Below are 15,452 nucleotides of genomic sequence, written 5' to 3'. Positions count from 1 at the left end.
TCCGTGAGTTTTTAGGGGTTTATTCTTTCTATGATTTCTTTTGTAAACGCTGATGTTCCAAGTGAAACACCTCCGGGCATAAAACGGGCAAGGTCATGAGTAGCCCGTCCCTCGCCAAAACTGGATTCCAAAGCATTCACTATCAGCTCTGCCGCCTTATTCCAGCCAAAATGTTCCAGCATCATGACAGCCGAGAGAATTAATGAGCAAGGATTCACCACGTCTTTTCCGGCAATATTGGGAGCCGTGCCATGAGTCGCCTCAAAAATGGCATGACCGGTATTGTAATTGATGTTCGCTCCGGGAGCAATCCCGATACCGCCTACCATAGCAGCCAACTGATCTGAAATGTAATCTCCGTTCAAATTCAAGGTAGCCACCACTGAATATTCTTCGGGAATCAACAAGGTGTTCTGCAAAAACGCATCGGCTATGCAGTCTTTTATCACCAGTCTGCCCGATGCAACGGCATCACCGAACTCACGCTCCGCCAGTTCATACCCCCATTTTTTGAAGCCGCCTTCAGTAAATTTCATGATATTTCCTTTATGCACCAACGTCACTGACGGCAAGCCATGCTCTAAAGCATAGTTGCACGCCGCACGTACCAAACGTTCCGTTCCTTCTCTGGACACCGGTTTTACACCAAAAGAAGAACTTTCAGGGAATCGCACTTTCGTCACTCCCATTTCATCGTGCAAAAAACGATAGAACTTCTCAGCTTCCGGCGTACCTGCTTCCCATTCTATACCTGCATAAATATCCTCCGTATTTTCACGGAAAATATGCATATCCACTTTCTGCGGCTCCTTCACCGGAGATACCACTCCGCTGAACCAGCGTACAGGACGCAAACACACATACAAATCCAACGTCTGACGCAAAGCCACATTCAAAGAGCGGATGCCACCTCCTACGGGAGTAGTCAACGGGCCCTTAATCCCTACGCCATATTCTTGAAACGCTTTCATGGTCTCATCCGGCAACCAGGAGCCTGTTTCATTAAAAGCACGCTCCCCTGCCAATACTTCCATCCATTCTATTTCATGTTCATCGCCATACGCCTTTTTCACGGCTGCATTGACTATGGCTTGCATAGCGGGAGTGATTTCCACTCCCACTCCGTCGCCTATAATATAAGGTACTGTCTTTTTCATCTTTTATCTTGCATTTAGAGCAGAGCCGGCACGGAACCAACCTATCTGCTGTTCGTTATAGGTATGTTGCACTTCAAAACAATCCTTGCTCCCATCCTCGTGATACAAGGTTACAGTCAGATTCTTGTCGGGAGCAAAGTCCGCCAATCCGCTGACGGTAATCAAATCATGTTCCTGAATCTTGTCGTAGTCCGCTTTATCTATAAAAGTCACCGCCAGCATTCCCTGCTTTTTCAAATTCGTCTCATGAATACGGGCGAAACTCTTCGCCAGAATAACCTTTACATTCAAGAAACGAGGCTCCATAGCGGCATGTTCACGGCTGGAACCTTCACCATAATTTTCCTCTGCAACCACAATGGAACTGATCCCTTTGGCCTTGTATTGCTTGGCCGTACCCGACACACTCTCATACGTATTTGTCAAGCGGTTCCACACCTTGTTCGTCTCACCGTTGAATGCATTCACCGCTCCCATCAGCATATTGTCCGAGATATTTTCCAGATGGCCACGGAAACGCAGCCACGGGCCTGCCATTGAAATATGGTCTGTGGTACATTTGCCTTGCGCCTTAATCAGTAAAGGCATATCTGCAAAATCTTTTCCATCCCAAGCCGCAAACGGAGCCAGCAATTGCAAACGTTGTGATTCGGGATTCACTTTGATTTCTACCTGCGCGCCTTCCGGAGCCAGATAGCCTGGATTTCCCTGAGTAAAACCGGCCAACGGCAATTCATCCCCTGCGGGAACTCTCAGTTTCACCTTCTCACCATTCTGATTGATCAAAGCATCCTTCAACGGGTTGAAGCACAAATCACCTGCAATGGTCAGGGCCAGCACCACTTCGGGAGAAGCCACAAAGGCATGTGTATTCGGATTGCCGTCCGCACGTTTGGCGAAATTACGATTGAAAGAGGTCACAATCGAGTTCTTACGGGCCGGGTCATCTGTGTGCCGCTTCCATTGGCCGATACATGGGCCGCAAGCATTGGCCATTATGATAGCTCCTATTCTCAGAAAAGCATCCATCATGCCGTCACGCTCGGCTGTAGCACGAATCTGTTCCGAACCCGGATTGACAATCAAAGGAGCCGCCACTCTTAAATGCTTCTCGGCTACCTGCCGGGCGATGGAAGCCGCACGGCTTAAATCCTGATAAGAGGAATTGGTGCATGAACCGATCAGCCCCACTTCCATTTTACGCGGATAACCGTTGACCAGCACTTTTTCGGCAAATTCCGAAAGAGGAGTGGCGGCATCCGGTGTGAACGGTCCATTAATATAAGGCTCAAGTTCGGACAAATCAATTTCAATCACCCGGTCATAATAAGCTGAGGGATCAGCCACAACTTCCGCATCAGGCTGCAAATCAGCAGACAACGCATCGGCCATGGCAGCCACTTCCTTGCGTCCGGTCGCCTCCAGATACACCTTCATCCGCTCATCATACGGGAAAAGAGAAGTCGTAGCCCCCACCTCTGCACCCATATTACAAATAGTCGCTTTGCCGGTAGCCGAAAGCGAAGCCGTACCTTCTCCAAAATATTCGATAATGGCATTTGTCCCTCCTTTCACAGTCAGAATTCCAGCCAGTTTCAAGATAACATCTTTCGGAGAGGACCATCCGTTCAACGCACCTTTCAAATGTACGCCGATCAGTTTCGGCATTTTCAATTCCCATTCCATGCCGGTCATGACATCCACCGCATCGGCACCACCGACTCCGATTGCCACCATGCCCAAACCTCCGGCATTCGGAGTATGCGAATCAGTCCCCACCATCATCCCTCCGGGGAAAGCATAATTCTCCAGCACCACCTGATGAATGATACCCGCACCCGGCTTCCAGAATCCGATGCCAAAGCGTGAAGACACCTCCCGTAGGAAGTCATATACCTCGCGGTTGGTTTCTGTCGCCGTCGCAATATCCGGTCCGGCACCTTTATATGCTTGGATCAAGTGGTCACAATGCACGGTAGAGGGAACAGCCGCAGCCGTCTTTCCGGCATTGATAAATTGCAGCAGCGCCATCTGCGCCGTCGCATCCTGCATAGCCACACGGTCGGGACGGAAATTCACGTAATCCTCACCGCGTCTGTAGTTTTTCAACCGTGCATCATCGTACAAATGTATGTACAGAATCTTTTCCGCCAACGTCAACGGACGCTGCAACACTGCTCTTACCTGCCTGATCTTCTTTTCATAAGAAGCATAAAAGGCCTTTAACATATCCAAGTCATATACCATACCTACCACAATTTATAGTTACTATGTTTTTTAATCCATTTTATCTTTGGTGAGATAAAGAAATCAATAGAATCCTTGTGTAGTCTATAATACATTTAACAATATAAAACACAAAGCACTTTTAGAGAGATAATTATTATCTTTGCAATTCTTATAAAAAAGAACAAATATGAACCAGCACAAATCCCTCTCTACTATTATTAACAAATTACAACGCAAAGAGTTGTTGCTTCACATGGAATATAATTACGAAAAAGAAACTTTCAGGCAACAGACCGAAGCGATGGGCATCGACCGCAAGGTAAAACGCGGCATGTGCTGGTATCCGGTCTGTACAGGCAGAAGCTATTACAACTCTTTAAACCAACTGGTTATAGAGATAGAGAGGCAGGAAGACAAAGAAATAGAACATGTATTCGAATTCGGACGTCCCGTCTGCTTTTTCACTCAGGATACCTCGGGAAGCATTCATTATTTCAACTTCACAGCCACCGTGAACTATGTGGATGAGGACCGAATGGTCATTGTCCTGCCATCGGCAGACGCTTTGCTCAGCATACAGTCCACCGAGTGCCGGTTGGGTGTGCAACTTTATTTTGACGAGACCAGTTACCGGTTGATGTTTGAGGCTTTAAGCCAGGTTATCAAAGCGAAAGACAACCGTCTGGCAGAGCTACGGGAAATTTTCCACGGTACATTAAAAGCACAAACATTCAGTTTTAGTCCCGCCCGTTTCCCGTGGCTGAACAGTACGCAAGAAGAAGCGGTGAACAAGGTGATGCACGCCAAAGATGTAGCCATTGTCCATGGCCCTCCCGGAACGGGAAAGACCACCACGCTGGTAGAAGCCATTTATGAAACGCTGCACCGCGAGAACCAAGTGATGGTATGCGCTCAAAGCAATATGGCTGTAGACTGGATTAGTGAAAAGCTGGTCGATCGCGGAGTTCCCGTATTACGAATCGGCAACCCCACCCGTGTCAATGACAAAATGCTTTCTTTTACCTATGAACGCCGTTTTGAAAGCCATCCGGATTATCCTCAACTTTGGAGTATCCGAAAAGCCATACGCGAACTCTACCGCCGTTCGCGCAAAGGTGCGGAACGGGAAAACATACGTCTGAAAATTAATTCATTGAAAGACCGTGCCACCGAACTGGAGATCCGCATCAACGAATCGCTGTTCGGCGAAGCGCGCGTCATAGCCTGCACATTGGTAAGCTCTGCCAACCGGGTTCTGACAGGACGTAAATTCGGTACTTTATTTATAGATGAGGCCGCACAAGCATTGGAACCCGCCTGCTGGATCGCTATCCGCAAGGCAGACCGGGTTATTCTGGCAGGAGATCATTGCCAGCTCCCCCCTACCATAAAATGTGTGGAGGCGGCACGAGGCGGACTGGACCAGACCTTGATGCAGGAAATCGTGCAGAACAAACCCGAAACGGTTTCTCTGCTGAAGGTTCAATACAGAATGAATGATGAGATCATGCGTTTCTCTTCGGAATGGTTCTATCAGGGGGAATTGAAATCTGCCCCCGAAGTAAAATACCGGGGAATCCTGGATTACGACACCCCTATAGAATGGGTGAATACGGAAGGGATGGACTGTAATGAGGAATTTGTGGGTGAAAGTTTCGGCCGCATCAACAAAACCGAAGCGGCACTATCCATTTCCCAACTGACTCATTACATTCATAAAATAGGAAAAGAACGTTTTTTGGAAGAGCGGATTGACGTGGGGCTGATTTCTCCTTATAAAGCGCAGGTACAATATCTCCGCCAGCTGATAAGACAAAACGCTTTTTTCAAGCCTTACCGGCACCTTATCACCGTCAATACGGTAGATGGTTTCCAAGGGCAGGAACGGGATGTGGTCTTAATCAGTCTGGTACGCGCCAATGAAGACGGACAAATAGGTTTTCTGAATGATTTGCGAAGAATGAATGTCGCCATCACACGCGCACGCATGAAACTTATTATATTGGGAGATGCTTCCACGCTGACAAGACATCCGTTTTATAAGAAATTATATGAGTATATCCAGTCGTTGCAGGAATAAGAAAAAATCAGAACTGACCCAGGCCGTCATACCGTAATCTGTCATCATCGTATGACAGTCTGGGTCAGTTTTGACACAAACAAATATCCATCAAGACAATTTGCTCATAAATTTCTCTTTATCCACAATATAACGTACATGCGTACCTTCCCCGATCACGCCCTTGCTATCTTGCGCCCGCACTTCAAAAGTAAGTTTTCTGCCTTCCACCTCTTTTAATACGGCAGTGGCCGAAACCGTGTCTCCCACAGCCGAAGGCTTGATATGGGTGGTGTTCATCATAGCTCCTACCGTAGTGGAACCTTCGGGCAACCCGCCCGCCACCGCATTCATGGCTGCATTTTCCATCAACGCTACCATAGCGGGAGTAGCAAACACGTTCAAATCTCCGCTGCCCATTGTGGCAGCTGCATTTTCTTTCGATACGACTGCAGTCGAAGTATAAGTCAGTCCTGTTTCCATCATTCTATCTTTTTATTCTGAATACAAATGTAGCTGAATATCCCATATTATACAAATCTATTTTTTCGCATTCTTATGTGAAATGACTTCGAAGCACTCGATAGCTATTTTTAATTTCTTATAAAAGAAGAACTAATAAAGATAAAACAAAATCTCTTCCAAGTGTTTTTATTACCTTTGCAATCCTATTTGAACAGAAACAAAATAAATATGATAGTTTGTATTGCCGAAAAACCTTCCGTAGCCCGTGACATAGCGGATGTACTGGGAGCAAAAACAAAAAAAGACGGATATATAGAAGGGAACGGATATCAGGTTACCTGGACATTCGGACATCTCTGTACCTTGAAGGAGCCTCACGAATACACTCCTTCATGGAAAGCATGGAGCCTGTCCAGCCTTCCCATGATCCCTCCCCGTTTCGGCATAAAGCTGATCAGCAACCCGGGCATTGAAAAACAATTCCACATCATAGAAGGACTGATGCAAAATGCCGATGAAATTATAAACTGCGGTGATGCCGGCCAGGAAGGAGAACTTATTCAACGGTGGGTCATGCAGAAAGCAGGAGCACACTGTCCGGTAAAACGCCTGTGGATTTCCTCCCTGACTGAAGAAGCCATACGCGAAGGATTCAACAAGCTAAAAGACCAGAAAGAGTTCCAACCTTTATACGAGGCCGGCTTAAGCCGTGCCATCGGCGATTGGGTATTGGGCATGAACGCTACCCGGCTCTATACCTTAAAATACGGACAAAACAGACAGATACTATCTATCGGACGAGTGCAGACCCCTACTTTGGCACTGATAGTGAAGCGCCAGCAAGAGATAGAGAACTTCACCCCGCAACAATATTGGGTACTGGCTACCTTATATCGGGAAACTACCTTCTCCGCCATCATCCGCAAAAGCGACGAGGAACTGGCTCAGGAAGAAAGTGACGCCAAAGAGAACCCCAAGAAAGCCAAAAAGACCGAAGAAAACAGGGGAATCCCTCCCATTCTCGACCTTGCTACCGGACAGGCACTCATGGAGCGCATCAAGGATGTTCCTTTTACCGTGACCGAAGTGGCAAAAAAACAAGGGACAGAAGCTCCTCCCCGTCTTTTTGACCTGACTTCCCTACAGGTGGAATGCAACAAAAAATTCGCTTATTCGGCCGATGAAACTTTGAAGCTTATCCAGTCACTGTATGAAAAGAAGGTGACTACCTACCCCCGTGTAGATACCACTTTCCTAAGCGATGACATCTATCCCAAATGCCCTAATATATTGGCAGGGCTAACTCCATACACTGCATTTACCGCTCCATTGGCAGGACAAAAGCTTATCAAGTCCAAAAAAGTATTTGACAATTCGAAAGTTACGGATCACCATGCCATCATTCCTACGGGACAGCCCCCCGTAAATCTGACAGATATGGAGAAACGAGTGTTCGATCTGGTAGCACGGCGCTTTATTGCCGTATTCTATCCCGACTGTAAGTTTGCCACCACGACCGTAATAGGCGAAGCGGACAAGATAGAATTCAAAGCCACAGGAAAACAGATTCTGGATGCCGGATGGCGCGTTATCTTTGCCAAACCACAAACCAATCTGCCAGAAGGTATGACCGATCCTGATGCAGAAGCTCGTGAAAGTGACGAAGAACACTCCTTGCCCGCTTTTGTGAAAGGAGAAAGCGGACCGCATCTGCCCAAACTGGACGAGAAATGGACACAACCCCCGCGGCCATATACAGAAGCAACCCTGCTGCGCGCCATGGAAACTGCAGGCAAGCTGGTAGATAATGACGAGTTACGCGATGCGTTGAAAGAAAACGGAATAGGACGTCCGTCTACACGCGCAGCCATCATTGAAACCCTGTTCAAGCGCCATTATATCCGTAAAGAACGAAAGAATCTGATCGCAACCCCTACCGGAATAGAGCTGGTGGGACTAATCCGCGAGGAACTGTTGAAATCAGCCGAGCTAACAGGTATATGGGAAAAGAAACTACGTGAAATAGAGAAGAAAAGTTATAATGCGACTACTTTTCTAAATGAATTGAAGCAGATGGTAAGTGAAATAGTACACAGCGTTTTAAGTGATAATACAAACCGCCGCGTCACCACAATAGAGGAAACAGTGACGAAAGCTGCAACAAACTCTACACCCAAACAGCCGAAAAAGAAGAACGGTACCCCACGGAAAAAAACTTCTTCAGCCACACCCGTTCCCACTATCCCGTCCGATGACGAACCGACGGGAAAACCTTGCCCGCTATGTGGCAAAGGAACAATTATAAAAGGCAAGGCCGCGTATGGCTGCTCGGAATGGAAGAACGGGTGTACCTACAGGAAACCGTTCTGATCATCACACGTTCCCTTGTACAAAGCCTACAAGAATTGTACTGTATTCAAGCAAGCCCGCATATTCCCTGGGAAGCATTGTGCCAGTCTATGAAAAGTAACACGCACAATCTTCCCGGACAAAATTATAGCTCCTTTTACCATACAAAAGAAAGTTCTTCGGGCAAATAACCGCTTCGGATACGCCACTCCTGCGGATAGAGGTTATTGGCCCGATTGCCAATGTTCTTGGCAAATCCCAGGGGAATATCTTTATAAGTTAAAAGTATATAGCCACGCGGAACAGAAGCATCCAGTGTGATCGCCTCTTTACGCAAATAAGCAATGGCTTGCTCATAGGTCAGTTCAAAACAAGGGAAACCATCACGATTCAGCAGCGTGCTCATCGCCAATGAATGATCCGGTATCACATCTTTTCCCTTCAACTCACCTATAGTAACACCCGCATGGACCACTTTCAATTCCTGCCGGAACAAGTCATATTCCGAAAGATAGGCACCGGGAAATGCTATCACCTTCGTACCTCTCACCTCAAACCGGAAATCCTCCGCCTGCTTTAACCAACTTTTCACTTCATGGGGAAAAGAAGCAACCTGAGACGAATTTCCTTTTTCTCCTTTCCTCTTCCTTTTCGTCATTTTCTCCTTGTCCTCCCGGCAGCGGATGCAAGGAACAGCATAAGACGTGGCGGCATTCTTTCTCAGTACGGCCAAGAAAAATCCCTCCCCTTTTACACTATGAGGCAGGAAACGATAAACAGGGAAATCCTGTCCCGCCAAATTCCCGATGATCCCCCATTCCGATGACACCGGCACCTTCAGTACCTCCGCACCCAGTTCACCGGCAATCCAAGCCACATTTTCCTCATCTTCCTCCTTATTATAAGTACACGTGCTATAAATCAGCAGACCACCGGGTTTCAAAGCCGGCCATATATCCGCTAAAATCCGACGCTGACGTTGCCAACAAATCTGTACATTGTCCGCACTCCATTCTTCTACGGCAACAGGATCTTTACGGAACATCCCCTCACCGGAACAAGGCACGTCCGCCAAAACAACATCAAACAGCTCTGTCAAAGAAGTGAAATCCGCCGGATCATTATTCGTCACCACAACTTCCGCATCCCCCCACTTTATCAGATTTTCAGCCAACACCTGGGAACGGTTACGCATCACCTCATTAGCCAGCAACAAACTACCGGCAGGAAGAAGTGAACGCACATGAGTAGACTTACCACCGGGAGCGGCACAGAGATCGAGCATCACCACAGGTCCGGTAATATATGTGCGCAAGACCTGTTCCACAAACATGGAAGATGCTTCCTGCACATAATAGCAACCAGCATGAAACAACGGATCGAATGTAAAAGTCGGCCGTTGTGATAAATAGACTCCTGCATCCGCCCAAGGCACCGGTTCCCCCGTAACTTTCTCATTCCGCTTGGTACGATTGACACGGATGCTGACAGGAGGCTCGGCCTGTAAAGCAGCTTCCAACGCACGATAGGTTTCTTCCCCCATCCATTCCAGGGTTCTTGCTTCAAATTCTGATGGTAATTTCATGTTTTTTCCTTTTTATAGGACAAAAATACGATGATATTTCGGGATTATATGAATTTTTTCTGTCTATTTGCAACCTATTTCCCAATTCGTTCCGTCTAACTAGCAGAAAACAATAATAAAGATATAAAAACATGAAACAGTTACTTTTTATTTTAGCCTTGCTCATGGGGACTTGCTTCGCAATCCATGCCCAGACAATCAAACTAGTGCCTTCCGCCCTTGACAGCACCCGGATGGATACAGTCGTTGTAAGCGAATTACAAGATGTGGATGAAGATCAAGACGCCACCATACATAACACCAATCCAGCTTTCGATGATTGGAGCAGCGGCCCTCCTACTTCAATAGCAATTATCGCACTCATCATCTGTTGCGGACTGCCTTTCTTTATTGTAGCTATTGTACTTTGGTTCAGATACAAGAACAAACAAGCCAAATACAAACTGGCTGCAGAGGCCTTGGCAGCAGGACGGACCATTCCGGCCGAACTGTTCAACGATCCCGAAGAACAGGAAAATGCTGTAATGGCAAAGGGAATCAAAAATATATTCTTAGGTATTGGTCTGGGAGTCTTCCTTTGGATATTGACCTATGAAGAAGGATTGGCAGCTATCGGATTCCTTATTTTCTGTATGGGGCTGGGACAAGTATTGATAGCTTATACTACCACTCCACATAAGAGTAAAAAGACAGATACTCCCCACAACGAAGAATAAAGATGAGCCAAATCAACGACATAGCGTTGGTAGCACAAGTGGTGGTTTTCAAAAACACCCGGGCGTTTGATACTTTGGTCAAAAAGTACCAATCGCCCATCAGGCGTTTTTTCCTACACCAGACATTGGGAGATGCAGAGCTCAGCGATGACCTGGCACAGGAAACTTTTATAAAAGCATATACCAACTTGGCTTCATTTAAAAACCTGTCCAGCTTTTCCACATGGCTTTACCGGATTGCTTATAATATATTTTATGACTATATTCGCAGCAAAAAAGAAACGTCCGGACTGGAAACTTGGGAAATAGATGCTGCTTACCAAACAGAACAAAGGCAAGTAGGTGAGCACATGGACATATATCGGGGATTGAGCCAATTAAAAGAGGCGGAGCGTACCTGCATCACCTTATTTTTTATGGAAGATCTTCCGATAGAAAAAATAGCAGTGATCACAGGAATGCCTGCGGGAACAATCAAATCCCATTTATCACGCGGAAAAACGAAATTGACAACTTTCTTAAAACAGAACGGTTATGATGGAAAATGATGATAAATTAATTAAGAATTTCATGCTTGCCAACAAACATGAAATTGAAGACAATGGATTTTCACGCCGGGTTATCCGCAACCTCCCCCAACAAGCCAAGCGGTTATCGGATATGCTCAGTGTAGCCTGCGCCATTGTCTGTTGTACATTCTTCTATATTTTCAATGGCTTTGAAGTTCTGTACCAGGCTATCAGTGACATAATCACTTCCCAAGCCTATTATCTGATCAGTGATACGAATTTCCAGTCATGGGTCATTGCCACCGTGGTTCTTGCCATCATCGGCGTACAACGTGTATGCAGTTTCAAATGGTAAAACCAAAATAGACTCGTTTTTTATGCTCGGAAAAGAAAGATTTTGCGTACTTTTGCAATCTATAAAATGAATTTCCGAGCATGAAACAATATTTAGATCTGTTAAATCGTATCTTGACCGAAGGCGTTCACAAAGAAGACCGTACCGGAACAGGAACCATCAGTATATTCGGCCATCAAATGCGCTTCAATCTGGAAGAAGGCTTCCCTTTGGTCACAACCAAAAAACTACATTTAAAATCCATCATCCATGAACTTTTATGGTTCCTGCAAGGTGACACCAATATAAAATACCTGCAAGACAATGGAGTACGCATCTGGAATGAATGGGCCGATGCAAACGGTGACCTGGGACACATCTACGGTTACCAATGGCGTTCTTGGCCGGATTATAACGGGGGTTTTATTGACCAGATTTCCGAAGCAATAGAAACCATCAAGCATAATCCGGATTCACGACGTATCATTGTCAGCGCATGGAATGTAGCCGATTTAACTAAGATGAATCTTCCTCCTTGCCATGCTTTTTTTCAATTCTACGTTGCCAACGGACGCTTAAGCCTGCAACTTTACCAACGTAGCGCAGATACATTCCTGGGAGTACCTTTCAATATCGCCTCCTACGCATTATTGCTGCAAATGGTGGCACAAGTAACTGGATTGCAAGCTGGTGATTTCGTTCATACATTCGGTGACACACATATCTATACCAATCACCTGGAACAAGTAAAACTTCAATTGAGCCGTGAGCCTCGTCCCTTGCCTCAAATGAAAATCAATCCGGACATAAAGGATATATTCAGTTTCAAATATGAAGATTTTGAATTGGTGAATTACGACCCATGGCCACACATTGCAGGTAAAGTATCTGTTTAGTCACTAATCACTCATCACTATGAACATCTCAATTATAGTAGCAATAGCACGCAACCGCGGCATTGGATTTGAAAATAAATTATTGTATTGGCTTCCCAATGACTTGAAACGCTTTAAAGCCTTGACCACCGGAAATACAATTATCATGGGGCGCAAAACCTTTGAGTCACTTCCTAAAGGAGCACTTCCCAATCGCCGGAATATCGTATTAAGCCGCCGGGAAGGAGCCGCCTTTGCCGGAGCTGAATGTTTCCCCTCATTGGAAACCGCTCTATCTCACTGCAAAGAAGAGGAGGAAATATTTATCATAGGCGGTGCAAGCTTGTATAAAGAAGCAATGCACATAGCCACACAATTGTATATCACATTTATTGATGACGCATCCAAGGAAGCTGATGCTTATTTTCCCGAAATTAAGGAAGAGGAATGGAAAGAAACAGGTAGAGAAGATCACCCGACAGATGAAAAACATCTCTACCCGTATCATTTTATTAATTATAGCCGGATAAAGTAACTGTTAGTCTTCATCAGCTAAATCGAGGATAGGCATTTGTCTCTTGATAGCCTCATTAAAAGAGATAATAGTTTCTGAACGAGCCAGCCCCAATGGCTGCAACTTATCATGAATTATGCTAAGCAAATGATGATTGTTCTTAGCATAAATCTTGATAAACATATCATATTGTCCTGTAGTGAAATGACATTCCACGACTTCAGGAATACCTTTTAAAGCCTCTGTCACTGAATCAAATTGCTCCGGATCTTTCAGATAAAGACCAATATATGCACACGTTTCATATCCGATTTTTTCTGGATCAATGACGTATTCAGACCCCTTAAGAATCCCCAGATTGGTTAGTTTCTGAATACGCTGATGAATGGCAGCACCGGATACATTGCAAGCACGGGCTACTTCCAAAAACGGAATACGAGCATTGCTGGCTATCAACCTCAAAATCTGCTCATCCAAACTGTCTAATTGATGATGTCCCATTCTTTTTAGTTTAATTTTCTGCAAAGATATGACTTTTCTCGACAATATTTGTGCGATTCATAACTTTTATTGCATAAATCCCAATAATTTAATAGAATATTCTATCTTTGTGGAAAATGAGAAAACAATGAAAAAGACATTTATTTTTATCTTATGCAGTTTATTCAGCGTAGCTGTAAACGCACAAAATTTCAATGAGTATTTCGAAGACAAAACACTTCGGGCAGATTATATTTTTACCGGAAATGCCACTAAACAGGAAGTGTATCTGGACGAACTGTCAAGCCTTCCGAAATGGGCCGGACGCAAACATCATCTGGCAGAACTTCCCCTGGCAGGCAACGGTGAAATCACGATGAAAGACAAAGCAACCGGAGAAACCATTTACCGGACTTCATTCTCAAGTCTTTTCCAAGAATGGGTAAGCGAAGAAGAAGCAAGCAGGGTAAAAAAAGGATTCGAGAACTCTTTTCTTCTGCCTTATCCCAAAAAAGAAGCAATAGTGACCGTATCTCTGAAAGATGTATATCACAATGTTAATGCCTCGCTCACACATGAAGTAAATCCAGATGATATTCTGATCCATCAACGGGGAACGAACCATATCACTCCTCACCGCTATCTTCTGCAAAACGGAAATGCCGAGGATTGTATCGATGTAGCAATCATGGCTGAAGGATATACAGAAAAAGAAATGGAGCTATTTTATAAAGATGCCCAAGCAGCATGTGATGCCCTGTTCAGTCATGAACCTTTCAAGAAACTGAAGAACAAATTTAATATTGTTGCTGTAGCAAGCCCTTCAGCAGACAGCGGAGTCAGCATACCGGGAGAAGGAAAATGGAAATCTACAGCTGTTAGTTCACATTTCAACACCTTTTATTCCGACCGGTATCTCACCACCAGCCGGGTTAAAAGTATTCATAATTGGTTGGCCGGAATTCCTTACGAACATATCATTATTCTAGCCAATACAGACACTTATGGAGGAGGTGGCATCTATAACTCATATACACTGACCACAGCTCACCATCCCGACTTTCGTCCTGTTGTAGTTCATGAGTTCGGCCATAGTTTCGGAGGATTAGCAGATGAATATGCATATACCGAAGCCCCTAGCCCGCAATATCCATATAACGTGGAGCCTTGGGAACCGAATATCACTACATTGGTTGATTTCGGCAGCAAATGGAAAGATATGATCCCGGAAGGAACGGCCATACCTACTCCGACAACTACCCAAGATACCGATCTATACACCAAAGTGGGAGTCTATGAAGGAGCAGGCTATACACAAAAGGGAATTTACCGCCCTACTACCGAATGCAGAATGAAGATAAACGAAGCCCCTGTGTTCTGCCCGGTATGCCAGCGTGCATTAGAGAGACTGATAAACTTTTATACCGCGAAATAAGTTTTATAGTTAAAACGAAACAAATACAGATGAAATGATTGAAATTAAACAAGTAAAAACATCAGATGAGTCAAATTACAACTTTGTGGAAAAATTAATGCACACGGCATTTCCTCAGGAAGAACGCCGTGATACGGTACAACAGAGAGAATATTCGGATAATAATCCCCTGTTCCGTAGCAACATTATTCTAGAAGACGGTAACAGCATTGGTATGATCAGTTATTGGGCTATGGAAGATTTCTACTATATCGAACATTTTGCCATTGATCCCACGCTCAGAAACGGTGGTTATGGAAAACGTGTGTTGGAAATGATAAAAAAGCAACTAAAAAGTCCAATTGTATTGGAAGTAGAGGAACCCAATGATGAAATGAGCACACGCCGTATTCACTTCTATGAACGTTTGGAATTCACTTTGCATAGAAAGCCCTATATGCAACCTCCTTACCGTAAGGGAGATAGCGGATTGCCAATGCTCTTAATGACTTATGGAGACATAGATATGGATCGTGATTTTGAAAGAGTTAAGAACACCCTCTATAAAGAAGTTTACGGACAAGAAATCTGATGACACTCATTCTTCCATTCTTAATAATACTGCCCCATGTAGGAATTATCCTCACAAAGTCTCTTGCACTATTATTAGGAGATAGATAACAGATTGAATCCGTTCTTATAGCCAATAGAAAATAAAGACAATAAAAAAAGGAAGCTGTTCATAAACAACTTCCTTTTTTATCTA

General features: G+C 44.9%; 14 protein-coding genes. 9 read left to right on the top strand and 5 right to left on the bottom strand.

Annotated features, from left to right (window positions below):
- Positions 1-11 precede the first annotated feature (11 nt).
- Together icd and ACYQ0C_RS04775 are read right to left on the bottom strand one after the other, a co-directional pair.
- Entirely contained in the window at positions 12-1,157 is a 1,146-nt protein-coding gene (gene icd, locus ACYQ0C_RS04780; RefSeq protein WP_016277192.1) for an NADP-dependent isocitrate dehydrogenase, read from the bottom strand.
- Between the two features lie 3 nt (positions 1,158-1,160).
- Entirely contained in the window at positions 1,161-3,404 is a 2,244-nt protein-coding gene (locus ACYQ0C_RS04775; RefSeq protein WP_016277191.1) for an aconitate hydratase, read from the bottom strand.
- Positions 3,405-3,573: 169 nt separating this feature from the next.
- On the opposite strand from ACYQ0C_RS04775, the gene ACYQ0C_RS04770 reads away from it, so the two are divergent.
- Positions 3,574-5,466, top strand: a complete 1,893-nt coding sequence (locus ACYQ0C_RS04770; protein WP_016277190.1) for an AAA domain-containing protein — start codon at positions 3,574-3,576, stop codon at positions 5,464-5,466.
- Positions 5,467-5,556: 90 nt separating this feature from the next.
- Here the strand turns inward: ACYQ0C_RS04770 and ACYQ0C_RS04765 are convergent, their stop codons facing one another.
- Positions 5,557-5,931 (bottom strand): thioesterase family protein, encoded by a 375-nt coding sequence (locus ACYQ0C_RS04765; protein ID WP_081642418.1) that lies wholly within the window; start codon positions 5,929-5,931, stop codon positions 5,557-5,559.
- 207 nt (positions 5,932-6,138) lie between these two features.
- Here ACYQ0C_RS04765 and ACYQ0C_RS04760 point away from each other — a divergent pair, with 207 nt between their 5' ends.
- Positions 6,139-8,280 carry a DNA topoisomerase 3 gene (locus ACYQ0C_RS04760; RefSeq protein WP_032941992.1) on the top strand — a complete coding sequence of 714 codons (2,142 nt, stop codon included), beginning with the start codon at positions 6,139-6,141 and terminating at the stop codon, positions 8,278-8,280.
- A 136-nt stretch (positions 8,281-8,416) separates the two neighbouring features.
- Here ACYQ0C_RS04760 and ACYQ0C_RS04755 read toward each other — a convergent pair whose 3' ends face one another.
- A complete protein-coding gene (locus ACYQ0C_RS04755) occupies positions 8,417-9,844 on the bottom strand; it encodes a methyltransferase RsmF C-terminal domain-like protein (protein WP_016277187.1) in 1,428 nt (475 codons plus the stop codon).
- A 131-nt stretch (positions 9,845-9,975) separates the two neighbouring features.
- Between ACYQ0C_RS04755 and ACYQ0C_RS04750 the strand changes: the two genes are divergently transcribed.
- The 5 genes from ACYQ0C_RS04750 to ACYQ0C_RS04730 all read left to right on the top strand — a co-directional run bounded on the left by ACYQ0C_RS04750 (position 9,976) and on the right by ACYQ0C_RS04730 (position 12,813).
- Positions 9,976-10,560: a DUF6249 domain-containing protein gene (locus ACYQ0C_RS04750; RefSeq protein WP_016277186.1), complete on the top strand. Its 585-nt coding sequence runs from the start codon at positions 9,976-9,978 to the stop codon at positions 10,558-10,560.
- 2 nt (positions 10,561-10,562) lie between these two features.
- Complete coding sequence (locus ACYQ0C_RS04745; protein ID WP_016277185.1) at positions 10,563-11,108, top strand: RNA polymerase sigma factor; 546 nt, start codon at positions 10,563-10,565, stop codon at positions 11,106-11,108.
- On the top strand, positions 11,095-11,424 hold the full coding sequence (locus tag ACYQ0C_RS04740; RefSeq protein WP_016277184.1) for a DUF5056 domain-containing protein: 330 nt from the start codon (positions 11,095-11,097) through the stop codon (positions 11,422-11,424). The genes ACYQ0C_RS04745 and ACYQ0C_RS04740 overlap by 14 nt, the downstream gene beginning before the upstream one ends.
- 80 nt (positions 11,425-11,504) lie before the next feature.
- Positions 11,505-12,299 (top strand): thymidylate synthase, encoded by a 795-nt coding sequence (locus ACYQ0C_RS04735; protein ID WP_016277183.1) that lies wholly within the window; start codon positions 11,505-11,507, stop codon positions 12,297-12,299.
- A gap of 19 nt (positions 12,300-12,318) precedes the next feature.
- The gene (locus tag ACYQ0C_RS04730) at positions 12,319-12,813 is read left to right on the top strand and encodes a dihydrofolate reductase (RefSeq protein ID WP_016277182.1); all 495 of its coding nucleotides are present in this window, start codon (positions 12,319-12,321) and stop codon (positions 12,811-12,813) included.
- A gap of 3 nt (positions 12,814-12,816) precedes the next feature.
- Here the strand turns inward: ACYQ0C_RS04730 and ACYQ0C_RS04725 are convergent, their stop codons facing one another.
- Positions 12,817-13,293, bottom strand: a complete 477-nt coding sequence (locus ACYQ0C_RS04725; RefSeq protein WP_007836220.1) for an Lrp/AsnC family transcriptional regulator — start codon at positions 13,291-13,293, stop codon at positions 12,817-12,819.
- Between the two features lie 127 nt (positions 13,294-13,420).
- Here ACYQ0C_RS04725 and ACYQ0C_RS04720 point away from each other — a divergent pair, with 127 nt between their 5' ends.
- Both ACYQ0C_RS04720 and ACYQ0C_RS04715 read left to right on the top strand, forming a co-directional pair.
- Entirely contained in the window at positions 13,421-14,707 is a 1,287-nt protein-coding gene (locus tag ACYQ0C_RS04720; protein ID WP_032942005.1) for a M64 family metallopeptidase, read from the top strand.
- Between the two features lie 34 nt (positions 14,708-14,741).
- Positions 14,742-15,278, top strand: a complete 537-nt coding sequence (locus ACYQ0C_RS04715) for a GNAT family N-acetyltransferase (RefSeq protein WP_016277180.1) — start codon at positions 14,742-14,744, stop codon at positions 15,276-15,278.
- Positions 15,279-15,452 lie beyond the last annotated feature (174 nt).

The sequence above is a fragment of the Phocaeicola sartorii JCM 17136 = DSM 21941 genome (genome assembly GCF_054653615.1).
Note: the sequence above shows the minus strand (reverse complement) of the source record. Positions and strands in the feature narration are given on the sequence as shown.